General features: G+C 75.3%; 19 protein-coding genes. 9 read left to right on the top strand and 10 right to left on the bottom strand.

The features are described from left to right. Positions 1–82 precede the first annotated feature (82 nt). Positions 83–247 (top strand): hypothetical protein, encoded by a 165-nt coding sequence (locus tag MODMU_RS10670; protein WP_014740243.1) that lies wholly within the window; start codon positions 83–85, stop codon positions 245–247. On the opposite strand, the gene MODMU_RS10665 is transcribed toward MODMU_RS10670, so the two are convergent. Genes MODMU_RS10665 through MODMU_RS10655 form a run of 3 tightly spaced genes read right to left on the bottom strand, consistent with a single transcriptional unit; the run spans position 248 to position 3,076 of the window. Then, complete coding sequence (locus MODMU_RS10665) at positions 248–1,003, bottom strand: nitrilase-related carbon-nitrogen hydrolase (protein ID WP_014740242.1); 756 nt, start codon at positions 1,001–1,003, stop codon at positions 248–250. Further along, positions 1,000–2,211, bottom strand: coding sequence for a pyridoxal phosphate-dependent aminotransferase (locus tag MODMU_RS10660; protein WP_041795167.1), 1,212 nt, complete (start codon positions 2,209–2,211; stop codon positions 1,000–1,002). Before MODMU_RS10660 ends, MODMU_RS10665 begins: the two co-directional genes overlap by 4 nt. Before the next feature lie 10 nt (positions 2,212–2,221). Continuing rightward, on the bottom strand, positions 2,222–3,076 hold the full coding sequence (locus tag MODMU_RS10655; protein ID WP_014740240.1) for an SDR family oxidoreductase: 855 nt from the start codon (positions 3,074–3,076) through the stop codon (positions 2,222–2,224). Positions 3,077–3,133: 57 nt separating this feature from the next. On the opposite strand from MODMU_RS10655, the gene MODMU_RS10650 reads away from it, so the two are divergent. Beyond that, the gene (locus tag MODMU_RS10650; protein WP_014740239.1) at positions 3,134–4,150 is read left to right on the top strand and encodes a PfkB family carbohydrate kinase; all 1,017 of its coding nucleotides are present in this window, start codon (positions 3,134–3,136) and stop codon (positions 4,148–4,150) included. Positions 4,151–4,155: 5 nt separating this feature from the next. Here the strand turns inward: MODMU_RS10650 and MODMU_RS10645 are convergent, their stop codons facing one another. Beyond that, positions 4,156–5,061 (bottom strand): alpha/beta fold hydrolase, encoded by a 906-nt coding sequence (locus MODMU_RS10645; RefSeq protein WP_051143969.1) that lies wholly within the window; start codon positions 5,059–5,061, stop codon positions 4,156–4,158. Positions 5,062–5,125: 64 nt separating this feature from the next. After that, positions 5,126–5,896, bottom strand: a complete 771-nt coding sequence (locus MODMU_RS10640; RefSeq protein ID WP_197537403.1) for an SDR family NAD(P)-dependent oxidoreductase — start codon at positions 5,894–5,896, stop codon at positions 5,126–5,128. Positions 5,897–6,026: 130 nt separating this feature from the next. On the opposite strand from MODMU_RS10640, the gene MODMU_RS10635 reads away from it, so the two are divergent. The 6 genes from MODMU_RS10635 to MODMU_RS10610 all read left to right on the top strand — a co-directional run bounded on the left by MODMU_RS10635 (position 6,027) and on the right by MODMU_RS10610 (position 11,898). Next, positions 6,027–7,532 carry a long-chain-fatty-acid--CoA ligase gene (locus MODMU_RS10635; RefSeq protein ID WP_014740236.1) on the top strand — a complete coding sequence of 502 codons (1,506 nt, stop codon included), beginning with the start codon at positions 6,027–6,029 and terminating at the stop codon, positions 7,530–7,532. Beyond that, positions 7,529–7,879 (top strand): hypothetical protein, encoded by a 351-nt coding sequence (locus MODMU_RS10630; protein ID WP_014740235.1) that lies wholly within the window; start codon positions 7,529–7,531, stop codon positions 7,877–7,879. The genes MODMU_RS10635 and MODMU_RS10630 overlap by 4 nt, the downstream gene beginning before the upstream one ends. Beyond that, the gene (locus MODMU_RS10625) at positions 7,872–8,957 is read left to right on the top strand and encodes an alpha/beta fold hydrolase (protein ID WP_014740234.1); all 1,086 of its coding nucleotides are present in this window, start codon (positions 7,872–7,874) and stop codon (positions 8,955–8,957) included. Before MODMU_RS10630 ends, MODMU_RS10625 begins: the two co-directional genes overlap by 8 nt. Next, entirely contained in the window at positions 8,954–9,499 is a 546-nt protein-coding gene (locus tag MODMU_RS10620; protein WP_014740233.1) for a GNAT family N-acetyltransferase, read from the top strand. The genes MODMU_RS10625 and MODMU_RS10620 overlap by 4 nt, the downstream gene beginning before the upstream one ends. 63 nt (positions 9,500–9,562) lie before the next feature. Continuing rightward, positions 9,563–10,153, top strand: coding sequence for a TetR/AcrR family transcriptional regulator (locus MODMU_RS10615; protein ID WP_014740232.1), 591 nt, complete (start codon positions 9,563–9,565; stop codon positions 10,151–10,153). A gap of 71 nt (positions 10,154–10,224) precedes the next feature. Continuing rightward, entirely contained in the window at positions 10,225–11,898 is a 1,674-nt protein-coding gene (locus MODMU_RS10610) for an MDR family MFS transporter (protein ID WP_014740231.1), read from the top strand. Positions 11,899–11,900: 2 nt separating this feature from the next. Here the strand turns inward: MODMU_RS10610 and MODMU_RS10605 are convergent, their stop codons facing one another. The 4 genes from MODMU_RS10605 to uidA all read right to left on the bottom strand — a co-directional run bounded on the left by MODMU_RS10605 (position 11,901) and on the right by uidA (position 17,341). Beyond that, positions 11,901–12,677 carry an SGNH/GDSL hydrolase family protein gene (locus MODMU_RS10605; protein WP_014740230.1) on the bottom strand — a complete coding sequence of 259 codons (777 nt, stop codon included), beginning with the start codon at positions 12,675–12,677 and terminating at the stop codon, positions 11,901–11,903. Then, positions 12,674–14,902 (bottom strand): glycoside hydrolase family 3 C-terminal domain-containing protein, encoded by a 2,229-nt coding sequence (locus MODMU_RS10600; RefSeq protein ID WP_014740229.1) that lies wholly within the window; start codon positions 14,900–14,902, stop codon positions 12,674–12,676. The genes MODMU_RS10605 and MODMU_RS10600 overlap by 4 nt, the downstream gene beginning before the upstream one ends. Positions 14,903–14,969: 67 nt before the next feature. Further along, the gene (locus tag MODMU_RS10595) at positions 14,970–15,551 is read right to left on the bottom strand and encodes a DUF1349 domain-containing protein (protein WP_014740228.1); all 582 of its coding nucleotides are present in this window, start codon (positions 15,549–15,551) and stop codon (positions 14,970–14,972) included. Next, positions 15,548–17,341: a beta-glucuronidase gene (gene uidA / locus MODMU_RS10590; RefSeq protein WP_014740227.1), complete on the bottom strand. Its 1,794-nt coding sequence runs from the start codon at positions 17,339–17,341 to the stop codon at positions 15,548–15,550. The genes MODMU_RS10595 and uidA overlap by 4 nt, the downstream gene beginning before the upstream one ends. Positions 17,342–17,418: 77 nt before the next feature. On the opposite strand from uidA, the gene MODMU_RS10585 reads away from it, so the two are divergent. Beyond that, positions 17,419–18,507, top strand: a complete 1,089-nt coding sequence (locus tag MODMU_RS10585; protein WP_014740226.1) for a LacI family DNA-binding transcriptional regulator — start codon at positions 17,419–17,421, stop codon at positions 18,505–18,507. Here MODMU_RS10585 and MODMU_RS10580 read toward each other — a convergent pair. Next, on the bottom strand, positions 18,408–19,673 hold the full coding sequence (locus MODMU_RS10580; RefSeq protein WP_014740225.1) for a lactate racemase domain-containing protein: 1,266 nt from the start codon (positions 19,671–19,673) through the stop codon (positions 18,408–18,410). The two genes, MODMU_RS10585 and MODMU_RS10580, sit on opposite strands and share 100 nt — an antisense overlap. Positions 19,674–19,735 lie beyond the last annotated feature (62 nt).

Here is a 19,735-nt window from a genome sequence, read left to right as displayed (position 1 = left end):
CCGCTGACCCGGCTGGCAGGAAGACGCGGAGGACGCCGCTCCGGCCATGGACGCCGGGCGGCCGGACGGCCAGGCTCGGTGCATGACCGACCGGCTCGCCCGGCTGCTCCGGACGCAGGAGCAGCTCTGGGACCACTACCTGACCAGCTTCGGCACCTCCGGCCGCGGGGCCCGGGCCGCGCTGGGTGAACCGCCGCTGCGCTGGAGCGGCGGCCGGCTGCGCGGCCGGGTGCTGCCCGACCGCTGATCAGCTGCGCCGGTCCGCCAAGAAGCGGAACCGGTCGCGGGTGGCGGCCACCTCGGCGGGGTCGACGTCGGCCAGCACGATCGTCTCCACGCCCGAGGCGGTGGCCAGCAGCTCGCCCATCGGGCTGACGATCCGGCTGTCGCCGGCGTGCTCGGTGCCGTCGCCGGCGGTGCCCACCCGGTTGCCGCCGACCACGTACGCCTGGTTCTCGATGGCCCGGGCCTGCAGCAGCGTCGTCCAGTGGTGCCGGCGCGCGCTGGGCCAGTTCGCCGGCACCAGGAAGACGTCGGTGCCCGGGCCGGCCTGCCAGAACACGTCGGCGAAGCGCAGGTCGTAGCAGATGAACGGGGTGACCCGCAGATCGCCGACCTGCACCGTCACCGGCCCCTCACCGGAGCGGAAGCGGTCCCGCTCCGAGGCGAAGGGGTGCAGCTTGCGGTAGCGGTGGGCGGTGCCGTCGGGCCCGGCGAGGACGAAGGAGTTGTAGGGCAGCTCGCCGTCGGTGTCGATCTCCGGGCAGGTGCCGGCGACCCACACCCCGTGCTCCTCCGCCTGGGCGGCGAGGAACTGCGACGACGGTCCGCCCTCGGGCTCGCCGATGCCCGGGGTCATCGAGAACCCGGTGGAGAAGGTCTCGGTGAGCAGCACCAGCTCCGCGCCGGCGCCCACCGCCCGGGCCACCTGGGGGGCGAGCCGGTCGAAGTTGGCGTCCCGGTCCTCCCAGACGATGTCGTGCTGGACCGCGGCGATCCTCATCGCATCCTCCTCAACCGGGCCACGGCCTCGCCGAGGACCTCTTCCTGCTTGCAGAACGCGAACCGCACCAGGTGCCGGCCGAGCGCCGCGTGCTCCGGGGCGTAGAACACCTCGGTCGGGACGGCGACCACCCCCGCCCGCTCGGGCAGCGACCGGCAGAACGCCCACCCGTCGCCGTCGGGCTGCACCGGCCGGACGTCGACGGTCCCGAAGTAGGTGGCCTGCGGGCTGACCACCGGGAGCCCCGCCTCGGCCAGCCCGGTGACCAGCAGGTCGCGGTGCTGCTCCAGGTCGTGCGCGACGTGCCGGAAGTAGTCGTCGGGCAGCCGCAGCCCGGCCGCGATCGCCGGCTGGAAGGGGCCGCCGTTGACGTAGGTGAGGAACTGCTTGGCGGTGCGGACGGCGGCGACCAGCGGCGCCGGGCCGCAGACCCAGCCGATCTTCCAGCCGGTGGTGCTGAACGTCTTCCCGCCGCTGCTGACCACCAGCGTGCGCTCCCGCATCCCCGGCAGCGTGGCCGGCGAGACGTGCTCGGCGCCGCTGAAGACCAGGTGCTCGTAGACCTCGTCGGTGAGCACCAGCAGGTCGGCGTCCTGCGCGACCTCGGCCAGCAGCGCGAGCTCGGCGGCGGTGAGGACCTTGCCGGTGGGGTTGTGCGGGGTGTTGAGCAGCAGCAGCCGGGCCCGCGGGGTGACCGCCGCGCGCAGGTCGGCCTCGTCGAACGTCCAGGGCTCGCGGCTCACCTCGCCGGCGGCGACCACCGGCGGGCGGAGCCGCACCGGGCGGAGCACGCCGCCGGCCATGGCGACCGCGGCGGCGTAGCTGTCGTACATCGGCTCGAAGAGCACGACCTCGTCACCGGGCTCGAGCAGCGCGAGCAGCGCGGCGGTCAGCGCCTCGGTCGCCCCGGCGGTGACCAGCACCTCGTCGGCCGGGTCGTAGGTCAGCCCGCGGAAGCGCTGCTGGTGCTCGGCGACGGCGGTGCGCAGGTCGAGCTGGCCGGGGCCCGGCGGGTACTGGTCGTGCGCGGTCCCGATCGCCGCGCGGGCGACGTCGAGCACCTCGGGCGGACCGGGTTGGTCGGGGAAGCCCTGGCCCAGGTTGATCGAACCGGTGGCCACCGCCAGCGCGCTCATCTCGGCGAAGACCGTCGTCCCGAAGCCCTGCAGGCGGCTGGCCAGGTGCGGCGCGCGGGTCACGCCGCCCATCCTGCCGTGCTCACCGGGGCGGGGTCCTCAGCACCTCCGCGAGGGTCTGGGCGGGGTGACCGGTGAGGTCGGCGACGGCGGTGCTCACCGTCGCCATCTCGCCCGCGGCGATGGCGGTGTACGTGGAGACCCAGGCGTCCACCTGCCAGCGCGGCTCCCCGTACCCCGCGCGGGAGGCGTAGGCCTCCTCGAGGGTCTCCGCGGTGTAGCTCACCGGCCGCCCGCTGACCGCGGTGATCGTCTCGGCGACCTCGGCCAGGGTGAGCGCCGCCGGGCCGGTGAGGTCGTAGGTCGCCCCGGCGTGCGCGGCCGGGTCGCGGAGCACCGCCACGGCGACGTCGGCGACGTCGTCCTGGGCCACCGCGGCGACCCGGCCGTCCCCGGCCGGTCCGCGGATCACGCCGTCCTCGCCGGTGAGGAAGGGGAAGAAGTCGGCGTAGAGCGAGTCCCGCAGGAAGGTCGCCGGCAGCCCGCGGCTGCGGATGTGCTCCTCGGTGGCCCAGTGGTCGCGGGCCAGCGTGAAGGTCGCGTCCGGCGCGGCGCCGACGAAGGAGACGTAGACCAGGTGCTCGACCCCGGCGTCGGCTGCCGCGTCGACGAAGGTGCGGTGCTGGGCGAGCCGGTCGGGGTGCTCGGCCGCCGACACCATCAGCACGGTCGACAGCCCGGTGAGCGCCGCCCGCACCGCCGGCCCGTCGTCGTAGGACGCCGTCGCGACGCTGCAGCCGGGCAGCTGCGGCGCCCGGGCCGGATCGCGGACGACGAGGCGCTGCGGGACACCGGCCGCGGCGAGCCGACGGGCGATCCGGCCCCCGAGCCGCCCGGTCGACCCGGTGACGGCGAGGGCAGGGGGCGCGGAGGTCATGCACCGATCCTCGCCCATGGCGCGTCGCGCCGGTTGTGTTCCTGGCAGGCTCCCGGTGTGGTCTCCCCGACGTCGCACCGCAGCGCTCCCGCCGTCCTCACCGTGCTGGGCGAGCTGGTCGTCGACCTCATCCCCGACCGGTCGGCCGACGCGGGGCCGGAGGGCACCGCCCCGCGGTACGTCGCCCGGCCCGGCGGCAACGCGCTCAACGTCGCGGTGGCGGCCGGCCGGCTCGGTCAGCCGGTGCGGCTGATGGCGCGGTTCGGTCGCGGGCCGCTGGCGGGCAACCTGCGCCGGCACGCCGAGCTGTCCGGGGTCGACCTCTCCGGCGCGGTGGACTCCGGCGACCCGGTCAGCCTGGCCGTCGTCGGGCTGGCCGCGGACGGCTCCGCCGACTACGGGTTCCACGTCCTCGGCGCGGCCGACTGGCAGTGGACCGACGCCGAGCTCGCGGCCGGCTGGTCACCGGACTCCCGGGCGGTGCACGTCGGGTCGATCTCCAGCTGGACGGCGCCGGGCTGCGAGCCGATCGCGGCGCTGGTCGAGCGGCTGAGGGCCGGCGGCGACGCGCTGGTCAGCGTCGACCCCAACATCCGGCCGATGCTGGCCGAGGGGTTCGGCAACACCGCCGCCGACGTCCGCGCTCGGCTCGACCGGCTGGTCGCCGCCGCCGACGTGGTGAAGGTCAGCTCCGAGGACCTCGCCTGGCTGGAGCCGGGGACCACCGACCTCGACGACGCGGCCCGCCGCTGGGCCGAGCGGGGGCCGGCCGTGGTGCTGCTCACCGACGGCGGCGCGCCGCTGCGGGTGGTACCGTCCGGCGGCCAGGTGTGGAACGTGACCCCGCCGACCGTGCAGGTCGTGGACACCGTGGGCGCCGGCGACTCGCTGGCCGCCGGCTTCCTCTCCGGCCTGCTCCGCTCCGGCGTCACCGACCGCGCGGCGCTGGAGCAGCTCACCGACGACGCGCTCGACCCGATCGTGGCCGACGCCGCGCTGGTCGCCGCGCTGGCCTGCACCCGGGTCGGGGCCGACCCGCCCACCCGCGCCGAGCTGGACGCCGCCCGCGGCTGAGGTCGTCAGCCGGCCGCGGGCACCGGCGGCAGGTCGGCGAGCCAGCCGAGCACGACGCCGGCCAGCTCGTCGGGCACCTGCAGCTGCGGGGTGTGCCCGACGCCGGGCAGCTCGACGTAGCGCCAGCGGGGGTTGCGGGCGGCGACGTCCCGGGCGTTGGCCACCGGCACCAGCCGGTCCCGGTCGCCGTGCACCAGCAGCACCGGCACGCCGACGGCGGCCATCGCCTGCCGGTAGCGGCGCGGGTCGGCGAGCACCCGCAGCAGCGAGCGGGCCGCGGCCAGGAACGCCCGGTCCATGCCGAGGACGTCGCGCCGCTCCTCCAGCAGGGCGACCGAGCGGTCGACCAGCGGCGCGGGGACGGTGGCCGGGTCGACGCCGCAGAGCCGGAGCAGGTCGAGCACCTGGGTGCGCGCCCCGGCCCGCGTCCGCCGCGCCCGCAGGGCGTACTCCCCCAGCCCGGGCACCGCGTACGTGGCGAAGGTCAGCCCGACCAGCGGGTCGGGCCGCCGGAGCGGGCCGGGGACGGCGGGGTCGAGCAGCACCAGGGCGCGGACCAGGTGCGGCGCGGCGGCCGCGGTCAGGACCGAGATCATCCCGCCCATCGAGTTGCCCACCAGGACCACCGGGGTCCCGGCGACCTCGCGCAGGAAGCGGTCCAGCACCGCCACGTTGGCCTCGACGGTGGCCCGCCGGGTGCCGGGCTCGGTGCGGCCGAAGCCGGGCAGGTCCAGCGCCAGCACCCGGGCGTGCGGGGTGAGCAGCGGGGCGAACAGGTCCCAGTTCAGGTGCGAGCCGCCGAGCCCGTGCACCAGGACGACGGTCGGCCCGTCGGCGGCACCGCCGTGGTCGACGACGTGCACCGGCCCATCCAGGTCCACCGTCCGGCTGCTCCCGACCGGTCCCGTCATCGTCCAGCTCCCTCCGCCGCCCCCGCCGACCGGTGGGCTCGCGCGCCCAGTCTGCGGCGGCCGCTCAGCTGGTGAGCAGGCCGCCCTCGACCGGCAGGGTGGTGCCGGTGACGTAGCCGCCGGCGTCGCTGACCAGGAAGACCAGCGCCGCGGCCAGCTCCTCGGGATCGCCGGGCCGGTTCATCAGCACCCGGCCCATCTGCGACTCGAGGTAGCCCTCCGCGTAGGAGTCGGTCATCTCCGAGGCGAAGAACCCGGGGGCGAGGGCGTTGACCCGGATGCCCTTGCGGCCGGTCCACTGCTGGGCCAGGTCGCGGGTCAGGCCGATCAGCCCGGCCTTGCTGGCGGCGTAGGCGGCCTGCGGCAGCCCGGCCGTGGTCAGCCCCAGGATGCTGGAGATGTTGACGATGGAGCTGCCCGGCTGCATCACCCGGCCGCAGGCCTGGGCCATCCAGTAGCAGCCGTTGAGGTTGACGTCGATCACCGAGCGGAACTGCTCGGGCGTCTCCCGGGTGGCCGGGACGGCGGTGCCGACACCGGCGTTGTTCACCAGCACGTCGACCTTGCCGAACTCCGCCATGGCCGTGTCCACCAGCGCCTGGCAGTCCTCGGGCCGGGACACGTCCGTGCGGACGGTGACCGCGCGGCGGCCGGCCCGTTCGACGGCCTCCCGGGTGCCGGCCAGCCGGTCCTCGCGCCGGGCGGCGAGCACGACGTCGGCCCCGGCCTCGGCCAGGGTGCGGGCGAACACCGCCCCCAGCCCCGAGGACGCCCCGGTCACGATCGCCACGCGCCCGTCGAGGGAGAACATGTCCAGGATCCTGCGTTCGGCCACGGGCCAGCTCCTCCGCCGACGCGTCCGGCCCGCTGCCGGACGGCACCTGCGCACCGTATCCGGCCTGTGCGGTAGATCACTGCCCGAGCCGGGTAGGCGGGGGGCTGGTCCACGACGGGAGGGCTCGACGATGAGCAACCTGGCACAGCACCTGCTCGACACAGCGGAGCGGCACGGGGACCACCCCGCGCTGCGGATGGACGACGCGTCCCTGACCTACGCCGAGTTCCGCGACGCCGCCTCCCGGGTGGCCGCGGGGCTGCAGGCCCGCGGCGTCGAGCCCGGCGACCGGGTGGGCATGGTCCTGCCCAACGTGCTGTCGTTCCCGGTGGTGTTCTACGGGGCGCTGCTGGCCGGGGCGGTGGTGGTGCCGATGAACCCGCTGCTCAAGGCCCGGGAGATCGAGTACTACCTGACCGACTCCGGCGCCCGGCTGGTGGTGGCCGTCGAGCCCTCGGCGCAGCCGGCGGCCGAGGCGGCCGGCACCGTCGGCATCGAGGCGGTGACCGTCGGCGCCGCGCTGCCCGAGGAGCTGATGGGCCCGGCCGGCGAGGTCACCGCCCCGGTCGAGCGGGCCGACGGCGACACCGCGGTGATCCTGTACACCTCCGGCACCACCGGGAAGCCCAAGGGCGCGGAGCTGACCCACGCCGGGCTGACCAGCAACGCCCGCACCACCGAGGAGACCCTGCTCGAGGCCGGCCCGGACGACGTCATCATGGGCTGCCTGCCGCTGTTCCACGTCTTCGGGTTGACCTGCTCGCTCAACGCCGGGGTGATGGCGGGCTCCTGCCTGACGCTCATCCCCCGCTTCGACGGCAGCAAGGCGCTGTCGGTGGTCCAGCGCGACCGGGTGACCGTGTTCGAGGGCGTGCCGACGATGTTCTCCGCGATGCTGCACGCGCCCGACCGGGACGACCACGACGTGTCGAGCCTGCGGCTGTGCGTGTCCGGCGGGTCGGCCATGCCGGTGGAGGTGATGCGGTCGTTCGAGGAGACCTTCGGCTGCATCGTGCTGGAGGGCTACGGGCTCTCCGAGACCTCGCCGGTGGCCTCGTTCAACCACCCGCACGCCGAGCGCAAGCCGGGCACCATCGGCACGCCGATCCGCGGTGTGGAGCTGCGCCTGGTCGACGACGAGGGCAGGGACGTCGCCCCCGGGGAGGTCGGCGAGATCGCGATCCGCGGCGAGAACGTGATGAAGGGCTACTGGCAGCGCCCCGAGGACACCGCGCAGGCCATCCCCGACGGCTGGTTCCGCTCCGGTGACCTGGCCCGGGTCGACGAGGACGGCTACTACGCCATCGTCGACCGCAAGAAGGAGATGATCATCCGCGGCGGCTACAACGTCTACCCGCGGGAGATCGAGGAGGCGCTCTACGAGCACCCCGCGGTGGCCGAGGTCGCCTGCATCGGCATCGCCCACCCCGACCTCGGCGAGGAGGTCGCCGTGGCGGTCGCCCTGAAGCCGGGCGCCAGCGCCGACCCCGACGAGCTGCGCGAGTTCGTCAAGGCGCGGGTGGCGGCCTACAAGTACCCGCGGCACGTCTGGCTGGTCGACGCGCTGCCCAAGGGCCCGACCGGCAAGATCCTGCGCCGCGCGGTGGAGGTGCCCGCCGGGGTGGGCGCCCGGTGACGGACCCGCCGCTGTGGCGGCAGGCCTACGACGCCGCCGAGCGCCGGGTCACCCCGCACGCCGACCGGCTGGTCCGCACGCCGTCCTTCGCCGTCGGCGCCGCCGTGCTCCGGCGGGCCCAGGCGCTGGCGCGCAGCTCGGCCGAGGGCGTCACCGCCCGCGCCTGGCACCTGCTGAACCTGCCCGCCGGCAGCGACGTGAGCCGGCTGCGGACCCAGATCGGCGCGCTGGACCGGGAGGTCCGCCGGCTGACCGTGCAGCTGGAGCTCGAACGGCGCCGGCCCGCACCGCCCTCCCCCGCTGCCCCTGGTCCGGACGCCGAGGAGCCCCGTGCCGAGCGTGCCTGACCCCCAGGCGGTGCTGGACCGCGTCCGGCGCGACGTCGAGCGCAACGCCCTGCGGGCGCGCAACGGCATCCGGCTGGTCGCCGGGGACCGCCCGGGCGTCGGGCTGACCCCGAAGGACGTCGTCTGGCAGCGGGGCCGCACGCAGCTGTGGCACTACCGCAACGACGACGTCCGGCACTTCCCGCCGCTGCTGATCGTGTTCAGCCTGATCAGCCGCAGCTACATCCTGGACCTGACCCCGGGCAACAGCTTCGTGGAGCAGCTGCTGGCGGCGGGGTTCGACGTGTACCTGCTCGACTGGGGCGAGCCCGACGAGCGGGACGCGCACAACCAGCTCGAGGACTACGTCGACGACTACCTCCCGGCCGCCGTCGCCCGGCTGCTCGAGCGCTCCGGGACCGACGAGCTCACCGTGGTCGGCTACTGCTTCGGCGGGGACCTCGCGCTGCTGTACGCCGCGCACCACCCCGACGCCCCGGTGCGCAGTCTCACCGTCCTGGCCACCCCGGTCGACTTCCGGCACCTCGGCCCACTCGCCGACGTCTTCGCCTCCGGTGGGCTGGAGGTCGACGACGTGGTCGACAGCGCGGGCAACGTGCCCCCGCAGGTGGTCCGGCAGGGTTTCAAGGCGCTGACCCCCACCGCCGAGGTGACCCGGTACGTGACGCTGTGGGAGCGGCTCTGGAACGACGAGTACGTGGCCGCCTACCAGGCGATGACCGGTTGGTCGGACGACCACGTGCCCCTCCCCGGCGCCGCGGCCCGGCAGGCGGTGCAGATGCTGCTGCGGGACAACGGGATGCTCACCGACCGGCTCGTCGTGGGCGGGGACACCGTGCACCTGCGGGACGTGACACTGCCCTTCCTCACCGTCCGGGCCACCCGCGACCACATCGTGCCCACCGCCGCGACGGCCCCGCTCATCGACCTGGTCGGCTCGGCGGACAAGCACGAGCTGGCGCTGGACGCCGGGCACATGGGGCTGGTCGTCGGCCGGACGGCGGCCCGCACCACCGTGCCCACGATCATCGACTTCCTGCGCCGGCGCAGCGACGACGTCGGCCGGGCGCAGCGGTGACCGTCGTCCCGCTCTCGCCCGAGCACGGCGACGCCCTGGTGGCCTTCGCCCGCGACCTGCCCGAGGGCGACCGCACGTTCATCAAGGAGGACCTCGGCGACCCGGCCACCGTGCGCGGCTGGGCCACCGAGCCGTCCGGCGGCTGGCGCTGGGTGGCCGTCGCGGACGACGGCGCGGTGCGCGGCTACGTCGCGGTGCTGCCGCTGACCGGCTGGTCGGACCACGTCGGCGAGGTGCGCCTGGTGGTGGCGCCGGCGGCGCGAGGCACCGGCCTGGGCCGCGACCTGGCCCGGCACGCGCTGGTGCAGGCGGTCGGGGCGGGGCTGCGGAAGCTGGTCGTCGAGGTGGTGCCCGACCAGGGACCGGCGCTCGCGCTGTTCACCGGGCTGGGCTTCACCGGCGAGGCCCTGCTGCGCGACCAGATCCGCGGCCGGGACGGCGAGCTGCGCGACCTCATGGTGCTGGCCCACCACGTCGGCGACACCTGGTCGAGGATGACCGCGGTCGGGGTCGCCGATGCCCTCGACAGACCGACCGGCTGACCCGACGCGCCGTGCAGCGCGCGCATGTTTGCAGTTCCTGCACGTTTGGCCGACGATGAGCGCATGACGTCCGGGCTGCGCGAGCGCAAGAAGACCGCCACCCGGCTGGCGCTGCACGAGGCGGCGCTGCGGCTGGTGGCCGAGCGCGGGCTGGACCGGGTGTCGGTCGACGACATCGCCGCCCGGGCCGACGTCTCACCGCGCACGTTCTTCAACTACTTCGCCTCCAAGGACGACGCGGTCGTCGGCCTGGACCCGGCCTTCCCGGCGGAACAGGCGGCTGCGTTCACCGCGCGTCCGGCGGAGGAGTCCCCGGTCGAGGCGATGCGGGCGATCGCGCGGGCGGCGGCCACCCGGATGGCCGAGGACCCGCAGCTGTGGCCGCTGCGCCTGCAGGTCGTCGAGACCAACCCGACGCTGGTGGCCAAGCTCGCCGCGGCGTTCAGCGAGTCCGACCGGGCGCTGGCGACCGCCATCGCCGAGCGCACCGGCACCCGGGTGGACGCCGACGCCCTCCCGATGCTGCTGGCCGGCGTGGCGGGCGCGGCGATGCGCACCTCGCTGCACCGCTGGTCGGCCAGCGACTTCACCGCCTCCCTCCCAGGCCTCGTCGACGAGGCCTGGGACGCGGTCGCCGCCGGCCTGCCCGGCTGACGCACCCCCGGCTGACGCACCCCCGGCTCCGCGCACCCGCGGCGCCGTCGTACGACTGAGGAGCACCCCCCATGCAGGGCCCCACCGCCGACACCGGCGCACCCGTCATCGTGCTGACCCGGCGCCGGATCAACCTCATCTTCTCGGCGCTGCTCGCCGGGATGCTCATGGCGGCGCTGGACCAGACGATCGTCTCGACCGCCATGCCGACGATCGTCGGCGACCTCGGCGGCGTCTCGCACATGGCGTGGATGACCACCGCCTACCTGCTGGCGACCACCCTGGTCATGCCGGTCTACGGCAAGTTCGGCGACCTGTGGGGCCGCCGCAACCTGTTCCTGGTCGCGATCGGGCTGTTCACCCTGGCCAGCCTCGGAGCCGCGCTGGCGCCGTCCTTCGGGTGGCTGGTGGTCTGGCGCGGCGTGCAGGGCCTGGGCGGTGGCGGGCTGATGATCCTGTCCCAGGCGATCATCGCCGACATCGTCCCGGCCCGGGAGCGGGCGAAGTACATGGGCCCGATCGGTGCGCTGTTCGGGCTCTCCGCGGTGGCCGGTCCGCTGGTCGGCGGCTTCTTCACCGACTCCGCGGCGCTGGGCTGGCAGTGGTGCTTCTGGGTCAACGTGCCGGTCGGGCTGATCGCGTTCGGCATCGGCTGGACCACCCTCACCCTGCCGCGCAAGCGCAGCAGCACACCGCTGGACTACGCCGGCATCGTCGCGCTGTCGGCGACCACCACCTCGCTCGTCCTGTTCACCGACCTCGGCGGCAGCGACGGCTGGGGCGCGCCGCGGACGCTGCTGTTCGTCGCCGCGTTCGTCGTCTCGGTGGTGGCGTTCGTGCTGGTCGAGCGGCGCGCGGCCGAGCCGATCGTGCCGCTGTCGCTGTTCCGCAACCCGACCTTCGTCGTCGCCACGGCGCTGGGCATGGCGGTGGGCCTGGGCATGTTCGCAGCGATCGCGTTCATGCCGACCTACCTGCAGATGAGCTCCGGGCTGTCGGCGGCGAACTCCGGCCTGCTCATGCTGCCGATGACCGCCGGGATCATCCTCACCATCCAGGGCTCGGCCGGCTTCATCCAGCGGACCGGCCGGTACAAGGTGTTCACCGTCGCCGGGGTCGCGCTGATCCTGGCGGCGGTGCTGTGGCTGACCACGCTGGCCGGCGGCACCTCGCTGTGGACCGTCGGCGCGATGTTCTTCGTGCTCGGCGCGGGCCTGGGGCTGATCATGCAGAACGTCGTGCTGGCCGCCCAGAACGCGGTCCCGGCGGGGCAGATCGGGACCGCGACGTCGACGAACAACTACTTCCGCGAGGTCGGCGCCACCCTCGGCGTCGCGGTGTTCGGCACGCTGTTCACCAGCCGGCTGGCCGACAGCCTGACCTCGGCGCTGTCCGGCAACGCCGAGCAGGCGGTGCAGGCCGGCATCACCTCACCGGACACCCTGGTGCCCTCGGCCGTGCAGGCGGCCGGGGAGCCGCTGCGCACCGCGATCGTCGACGCCTACGCCGACGCCCTGGCACCGGTGTTCTGGTACCTGGTGCCGATCCTGGTGGTGGCGCTGCTGCTGGCGTTCGCGCTGCGCGAGGTCCCGCTGTCCGACGTGGCCGGCATGGTGGCCCGCGGCGAGGCGGTGGAGCGCGAGGAGGACCTGCCCGTCGTCCCGCCGGTCACCCTGGTCGCCGACCAGCCCGCCACCACGCTGGGGACGACGGACCGGGACGACGAGGCGTCGCTGCGGGCCTGACCTCAGCCGAGGTGGGCGACGAGGGCGTCGGCGACGGCGCGCATGCCGGCGGCGTTGGGGTGGTACGGCGCCACGCCGCCGGCCAGCAGGTCGCCGAACTCCCAGCCGGTGGCCCACGGGTCGGCGGAGCCGACGGCGTGGTCCCGGGAGAGCGCGGAGGCGGCCACCAGCTCGGCCCCGGTGTCCCGGGCCGCGGCCGCGGTCGCCTCCTCCAGCCGCCGGCCGATCCCGGCGCAGAGCACCCGGTGCTCCTCGCTCATCGGGAACGCCGGGGTGGCCTGCCCGGGCACCACGGTCAGGTAGTCGACCAGCACGACCCGGGCCTGCGGGGCCCGCTGCCGGACGGCGTCCACCAGCCCGGCCAGCCGGGCGGGCAGCGCGGCCAGCGCCGCGTCGACGGCCGACGGGTCGATCGGTGTCGCGAAGAACGCCCCGGCCGCCTCCGGCGCACCGGCCGGGTCGGCGCGGTAGGAGCAGCGCAGCAGGGTGAGCAGGTACTCGACGTCGTTGCCGCCGACGGTCAGCGTGACCAGGTCGGCGTCCGGCCCGAGCGCCTGCAGCTGGGGCGGCACGGTCCGGCCGGTCAGCAGCGCCTGCGGCCGGTCCAGCACGTCGGCGACGGCCGCGCCCCCGGAGGTGACGTCGACCAGGTCGTACCCCAGCCGCTCGGCGACGAGGGCCGGGTAGTTCCGACCCGACCGGCCGCAGCCGGCGTGCACGATCGGCTCGACCCCGGGGCCGGCAGCGAACGAGCTGCCCAGGGCGACGTAGCGGGTCACCGGGCGGCCCGCGCCGCCGCCATCAGCCGGTCGAGCTCGGCGGCGGGGACAGCCGACCCGAAGTCGGCGGCGAACCGGCGCATCGGCATCGACCCGATCATCTGCAGCATGCCCTCGTGCATCTCGGCGGCCCCGTCGGGCATGGCCGCCACGAAGCCCGCCAGCAGCTGCGGGCCGGCCACCGGGTGCGCGAACCACTCGGCGACCGAGGACTGCAGGGTCAGCTCCGGCACGAGGTCGTCACCGGCCAGCGTCACCGTGCGCTGGTCCAGGACGTCGGCGGCGCTGGCACCGATCTGCACCGAGTACTCCCCCGGCGCGACGACCCAGTCGTGCTCGCGGACGTCCCAGTAGGCGAAGGCCCGCCGGTCCAGCTCGAACGCCACCGTGGCCGACTCCCCGGCCGCCAGCGACACCTTGGTGAACGCCCGCAGCTCCCGGGCCGGGCGGCGGACCGGGCCGGCGGCGGTGGCGACGTAGACCTGGACGACGTGCCGGCCGGCGCGCTCCCCGGTGTTGGTCACCGTCACGGTGGCCGTCGCGCCGTCGGCGCCGCGGGTGCGGACCTGCAGGTCGGTGGTCGCGAACGAGGTGTAGCTCAGCCCGTGCCCGAACGGGTACCGCACCGGCTGCTCGGCGGTCTCGTAGTGCCGGTAGCCCACCATCACGCCCTCGCCGTAGCGGGCGTGCCCCTGCTCGCCGGGGAAGGTCAGGTAGCTGGGGGTGTCCTGCAGCCGGAGCGGGATGGTCTCGGCCAGCCGGCCCGACGGGTCGACCGCGCCGGTGAGCAGGTCGGCGAGCGCGCCGCCGCCGGCCTGGCCGAGCAGGAAGCCGGCCAGCACGGCGTCGACGTCGTCGTGCCAGCCCTCCAGCGAGACGACGCTGCCGGAGGAGAGGACGACGACGGTGCGCAGGCTGACCGCGGCCACCGCGCGGATGAGGTCGACCTGGCCGGCGGGCAGGTCCAGCGTCGTGCGGTCGAAGCCCTCGGACTCGTCGGCCTCGGCCAGCCCGGCGAACACCACGGTGACCTCGGCACCGCGGGCGGCGGCGACCGCCTCCTCGCGCAGCGCCGCCGCGTCCCCGGAGCCGTCGAGGGTGAAGCCCGGCGCGAAGGTCACCTCCACGGCGCCCTGCAGGGCGGTGAGCGCGTCGTCGACCCGGGTGGCGTTGACGTGCGAGCTGCCGCCGCCCTGGAAGCGCGGGGTGCGAGCGAACTCGCCCACCACCGTGATCCGGGTGCCGGCGGTCAGCGGCAGGGTGCCGCCGTCGTTCTTGAGCAGCACGGCGCAGCCGGCGGCGAGCTCCCGCGCCAGCGCGTGGTGGGCCTCGACGTCGAAGCCCGCGGTCGGCTCGGCGACGAGCCCGGCGAGGGCGGCCACCCGGCGGACGCTGCGGTCGACGACCGCCTCGTCGAGCACCCCGGCCCGGACCGCCTCGACGACCAGGGCGTTGCCGGCGCCGGAGTCACCGGGCATCTGCAGGTCCAGCCCCGCCTCGAGCGCGGCCACCCGGTCGTCGACCGCGCCCCAGTCGGAGACGACCGCGCCGCGGAAGCCCCACTCCTCGCGGAGCACCTCGGTCAGCAGCCACCGGTGCTGCGAGGCGTAGACGCCGTTGACCTTGTTGTAGGCGCACATGACCGTGGCCGGCCGCGACTCGGTGACCACCCGTTCGAAGGCGGGCAGGTAGACCTCCCGCAGCGTCCGCTCGTCGACGTCCGCGCTGACCTGCATGCGCTGGGTCTCCTGGTTGTTGGCCGCGAAGTGCTTCACCGACGCGCCGACGCCCTCGCCCTGCTGGCCGCGCACGTGGGCGGCGCCGAGCACCCCGGCCAGCAGCGGGTCCTCGGAGTAGTACTCGAAGTTCCGGCCGCACAGCGGCGACCGCTTGATGTTCACCCCGGGGCCCAGGACGACGGGGACGCCGATCGCCCGGGCCTCGACGCCGACCGCGGCGCCGATCCGCTCGGCCACCTCGGGGTCCCAGCTGGAGCCGACGGCGACCGCGGGCGGGAAGCAGGTGGCCGGGACGCTCTCCAGCAGCCCGATCTGGTCGAACTCGCCCTGCTGGCGGCGGACGCCGTGCGGCCCGTCGGTGAGCACGACCGACGACAGCCCGGCCTCGGCCACCGCGGGGGTCGACCAGAAGTCCTGGCCGGAGAGCAGCCGCACCTTCTGCTCGAGGGGCAGCGCGGTCGGGTCGGACGGGGTGGTCGCGGTCACCCCCCGATCCTGCCGACCGGCCTCCGGCGCCGTCCGGGGGCCTGCCATCCAGCGGGAGGCGGACCGGTCAGTGCAGTGCGGTGTCCGCCGGGCCGGTCGCCCAGCGGGTGAACCGGACGGTGAGACCGGACCGGGTGGGCGCGGCGCAGTACGGCCCGGCGAGCACGGTCGCCCCCGGCGGGAACGGCGCGAGCCGGACCAGGCGGGACGGCTCGTCGTCGACCCGGGCCCGCACGGTGACCGCGTCGCCGTCCCGGCTGGCCCGCACGGTGACCCGCCGGCCGGCCCAGTCCGGCACCGGTGCCACCGACCAGTCCGACCGGCCCAGGGTGACCACGGCGCCCAGCTGCGGGATCCCGTCGGAGAACTCGACGCCGCACTTCAGCCAGGTCTCCGCGTCGACCCGCAGCATCAGCCCGGCCTGGTCGAACTGCTGGTCGAAGCCCGCGTCGAAGGTGACCTCGACCGCGGCGTCGAGCGGGGCGAGCAGCGCGTGCGCGTCGTCGTGCACGAAGCCGTAGCTGGTGTGCCGCCAGGCGTCGCTGCCCTCGACGGCGGTGACCAGCAGGTCGGGCCCGTCCTCGACGGCCTCCGCCGGCGGCGTCGTCCAGCTGCCGGCGGACCAGGGCTGCACCACCGTGTCGGTCATCCCGGCACCGTAGGCCGCCCGGGTGGGTCCTCGCCGCGCCACCGGCGGCGGAGCAGCTGCGCCGCCGCCTTGGGTCGCCGGTCGCGGGTGAAGACCCCCTTGCGGTTGCCGTCGACCCGCCCGGTCCCCGGACCGGTGGCGAAGTCGGCGAAGGCCCACACGTGCTCACCCACGACCGCGTCGATGCGGTCGAAGACCCGGTGGGCCATCTCCAGCAGCTCGACCTGGTACTCCTCGCTCCACGGCATCGGCACCACCTGGTGCAGGCCGGCGACCGCGTCGGCGCCGTACTCGGTCACGATGATCGGCTTGCCCTCGGTCGCCCAGGCCTCCAGCTCGGCCTGCAGCGCGGCCTCGGCGGCGGCCAGGTCACCGGTGTGCCGGTACCAGCCGTAGTAGCGGTTGAGCATGACCACGTCGGCGTAGGCGTGCAGCCGGTCCCTGCCGTGCGGCGAGAACATCATGTTGGCGAACCCGACCGGCCGGCTGGGGTCCAGCTCCCGGGCGAGGGCGAACAGCGGCTCGAAGTGGGCGCAGGCCTCGTCGGTGTCGGACTCCGGCTCGTTGGCGATGCTCCACAGCACGACGCTGGGGTGGTTGCGGTCCCGCTCGACCAGCTCGCGGAGGGCCCGGGCGTGGGTCGCCTGACCGGCCTCCCCGATCGTGGCGGCGGAGAACGTGGGCTGCGCCGGCCGGCCGAGCGCGACCGCGGCCAGCCCCAGGTTCTGCCCGACCGCCGCGGTCTCGCTGATCACCACGATGCCGTGCCGGTCGGCGTGGTCGAGCACCTCCTCGGCGTGGGGGTAGTGCGCGGTGCGGAAGGAGTTGGCCCCGGTCCACGCCATCAGCGCGGCGTCGTGCACCAGGAAGACGTCGTCGTGGCCCTTCCCGCGGACCGGCAGGTCCTCGTGCTTGCCGAACCCGGTGAAGGAGAACGGCTCGCCGTTGATCAGGAACTGCGTGCCCCGCACCTCCACGGTGCGCACCCCGACCGGCAGCCGGTAGCTGTCGACGACGTCCGGGCCGTCGGTGAGCGCCAGCTCCAGCTCGTACAGGTGCCCCTCGCCCGGCCGCCAGGGGTGCACGTCGGCGACGGTGAGCACGCCCGTCGCGCCCTCGGCACGGGCCACCTCGGTGCCGTCGTCGTCGCGCAGCACCGCGCGGGTGCCCAGCCCCTCGGCGCCTCCCGCGCCGGTCCGGTACTCGACGGTGCCGGTCGTCCCGGTCAGGCCGGTGACCACCGTGACGTCGTCCAGGTGGGCGTGCGGGGTGCTGGACAGCCAGACCGAGCGGTGCAGGCCGGCGTAGTTGTAGAAGTCGTGGAAGTACACCTGCTTCCCGTCCTCGACGACGCCCGGCGGCACGGAGTCCCAGCTCAGCCGGTTGTCGACCACCACGGTCACCCGGACGGCCTCCCCCGGCCGGGCGTGCGCGGTGACGTCGGCCTCGAAGGGGGTGTAGCCGCCCTCGTGCCGGGCGACCTCCACGTCGCCCACCCAGACGACCGCCCGGTGCGTCGCCGCGTCGAAGCGGAGGACGACGCGCTGCCCGGCCCAGCCGCGGGGCACCCGCACGGTGGTCTGGTACCAGGCGTCGCCCACGTGGTCGCGCGCCTCGGCGTCGGCGAACACGTCGTCGTAGCTGGCCGGCACCGGCACCTCGCGGGCGTCGGCGAGGCGGCTCCGCCACCAGCCGGCACCCCGGCCCTCCCCGGCGGCGTCGAGCCGGAAGGCCCACAGCCCGTCGAGGCGCTTGGTCTCACGGGTCGGACCGTCCTGGGGGCGCAGCATGCAGGCAGTAGGGCACAGGCGGGGCGGGCGGGACAACCGGTTGCCATCACTTGCCGCGGGGCGGGCACACTGCGGCCGTGGACGGCGAACGGGCACGCGACGTCACCATCTACGACGTCGCGCGGGCGGCCGGGGTGGCGGCGTCGACGGTGTCCCGTACGTTCTCCCGGCCCGGCCGGGTGAACGCGGCCACCGCCGAGCGGGTGCGCCAGGTCGCCGACACCCTGGGCTACCGCACCAACCCGCTGGCCCGCGCGCTGTCGACCGCCCGCACGCACATGCTCGCGGTGCTGGTGTCCGACATCGGCAACCCGGTCTACGGCGAGATGGTCCGCGGCGTCCAGTCGGTGGCGACCCAGGCCGGGTACACGGTGCTGCTCGCCGACTCGCAGGAGTCCGACCGGACGGAGCGGGCGGCACTGGAGCGGGCGCTGCCCTCTGTCGACGGCATCGTGCTGGCCGGCTCACGGATGTCCGACGCCGCGATCCGGGTGATCGCCAAGCAGAAGCCGGTGGTGGTGCTGGGCCGGGCGGTGGTCGACGTGCCCAGCGTCGTCCCGGACAACGCCCGCGGTGCCCGCGAGGTCGCCGCGCACCTCGCCGGTCTCGGCCACTCCGCGCTCACCTACGTCGCCGGCCCGGCGGCGTCCTGGGCCGACGGCGTGCGCTGGCGTGCGCTGCTGGAGGCGGCCGAGGAGCTGCAGCTGCGGCTGCGCCGGACGGGCCCCTCCTCCCCCGACGTCGCCGGTGGGGTCCGCGCGGCCGCGGAGCTCCTGGCGCAGCCGACGTCGGCCGTCGTGGCCTACAACGACCAGCTGGCCATCGGCGTCGTCCGCGGGCTGCGCGGCCGCGGGGTCCGGGTGCCGGCCGACGTCAGCGTGGTCGGCTTCGACAACGTCGGGGCCGCCGAGCTGGTCACGCCGGGGCTCACCACGGTGGCCGCGCCGCTGCAGGCCGGCGGCGCTGCGGCGACCCGGGCACTGCTGGCCATGGTGCAGGGGGCGCCGGGGTCGACCGGCGCGCCGGTGGTGCTGCCGGTCCGGCTGGTGGTGCGCGGCTCGACGGCTCAGCGGAGCCGGAAGAGCACCTCGCCGGCGTCCCGGACGACGACGGTCTCCGCGTCCGCGGCCCAGGCCTCGACGTCGACCGACGCCGGGTCCAGGTAGTCCAGCGCCGCACCGCGGACGACGTCCTCGGGGATGCTGGTGGCCAGGGTGACCCGCACCCGGCAGCGCTCGCCGTGGACCGGGTCGTAGGTGCCCGCGCCGCGCAGGTGGGTGGAGTGCGCGAGCACGCCCCAGTGCAGGTGGCGATAGTCCTCCCACCGGGAGACGAACCAGTCGCGGCAGTGGTAGCCGATCTGCTCGATCTCGGGGTGCATCGCCGAGATCCGGGTGATGTGCGGGGCGTAGAGCACCACCTCGCCGCCGTCGGCGACCACCGGTTCGAGCTTGTAGAAGCCCTTGGCCGCGGTCCACATGTCGTCGTACTTCGCCGGGATGACCGCCAGCACCCGGCGCACCGGCGCGTCCAGGTACCGGACGTGCACCTCGGCCGACACCGCGGCGGCCGCGTCCCAGGCCGCGCGCGGCTCCCCGAGGGCGGCCGCGTGCAGCTGCCCGCTGCCCGAGCGCACCACGACGCACAGCGCGAGGGTCTCCGCGGGGATCAGCGCGGCCGCCTCGTCGATCAGCGCCCGCACCGGGGTGGTGCCGCGGGTGCCGATGATGCCGGCGCTGGTGATGAGCGCCCCCAGCCAGTGCGAGAGGTCGATGATCTCCTGGCCGGCGACCCCGGGGAAGAAGTACTTGTTGCCGCCCGAGAAGCCCACGACCTCGTGCGGGAAGACCGGGCCCACGACGAGCGCGACGTCGTGCTCGACGACGGCGCGGTTGAGCCGGACGTCGACGGCCTCCGCGAGCCGGCCCTCGGACAGCTCGGCCACCCGCTCGGCCGGGAGGACGCCGAGGGAGACGAACGTGCCCGGGTCGGCCCACTCGTGGTTCCGCACGGCCATGCCCGGATAGCGGACCGCCGGGTCGCCGCCCAGGTGCCGGGCCAGCTGTGAGTCGGTCATCGGCGCGTGGGTGCCCAGGGCGACGAGCGCGGTCAGCCGGCTCACCCGGCCGGCCAGCGCGCCGTGCACCGCGTCGAGCAGCAGCGGCAGCGGGCAGCTGCGGGTGGCGTCGGGGATCACCAGGCAGACGCTCCGGCCGTCCAGCGGCCGCGCCGCGAGCTGGTCTCGCACGAAGGCGGCGACCTCGTCGTCGGCGAGCAGCTCCGCCGGTCCGCCGAGGAAGGCGACGTGGTCCACGGTCCCGGGCACGCTCATGCGGCCACCCTCGACCGCGGTCGGCGTGCCCACAAGCGGCCCGGGCAACTCGTGGCAACCGA

Origin of the sequence: Modestobacter italicus, assembly GCF_000306785.1 — a bacterium.
GTDB classification, from domain to species: Bacteria; Actinomycetota; Actinomycetes; order Mycobacteriales; family Geodermatophilaceae; genus Modestobacter; species Modestobacter italicus.
This window is presented reverse-complemented; position numbering and strand designations above follow the sequence as displayed.

Coding starts and splice junctions, on each gene's coding strand:
- MODMU_RS10670 (WP_014740243.1), top strand. CDS start 83: ATGACCGACCGGCTCGCCCGGCTGCTCCGGACGCAGGAGCAGCTCTGG.
- MODMU_RS10665 (WP_014740242.1), bottom strand. CDS start 1,003: ATGAGGATCGCCGCGGTCCAGCACGACATCGTCTGGGAGGACCGGGAC.
- MODMU_RS10660 (WP_041795167.1), bottom strand. CDS start 2,211: ATGGGCGGCGTGACCCGCGCGCCGCACCTGGCCAGCCGCCTGCAGGGC.
- MODMU_RS10655 (WP_014740240.1), bottom strand. CDS start 3,076: ATGACCTCCGCGCCCCCTGCCCTCGCCGTCACCGGGTCGACCGGGCGG.
- MODMU_RS10645 (WP_051143969.1), bottom strand. CDS start 5,061: ATGACGGGACCGGTCGGGAGCAGCCGGACGGTGGACCTGGATGGGCCG.
- MODMU_RS10635 (WP_014740236.1), top strand. CDS start 6,027: ATGAGCAACCTGGCACAGCACCTGCTCGACACAGCGGAGCGGCACGGG.
- MODMU_RS10615 (WP_014740232.1), top strand. CDS start 9,563: ATGACGTCCGGGCTGCGCGAGCGCAAGAAGACCGCCACCCGGCTGGCG.
- MODMU_RS10610 (WP_014740231.1), top strand. CDS start 10,225: ATGCAGGGCCCCACCGCCGACACCGGCGCACCCGTCATCGTGCTGACC.
- MODMU_RS10595 (WP_014740228.1), bottom strand. CDS start 15,551: ATGACCGACACGGTGGTGCAGCCCTGGTCCGCCGGCAGCTGGACGACG.
- uidA (WP_014740227.1), bottom strand. CDS start 17,341: ATGCTGCGCCCCCAGGACGGTCCGACCCGTGAGACCAAGCGCCTCGAC.
- MODMU_RS10580 (WP_014740225.1), bottom strand. CDS start 19,673: ATGAGCGTGCCCGGGACCGTGGACCACGTCGCCTTCCTCGGCGGACCG.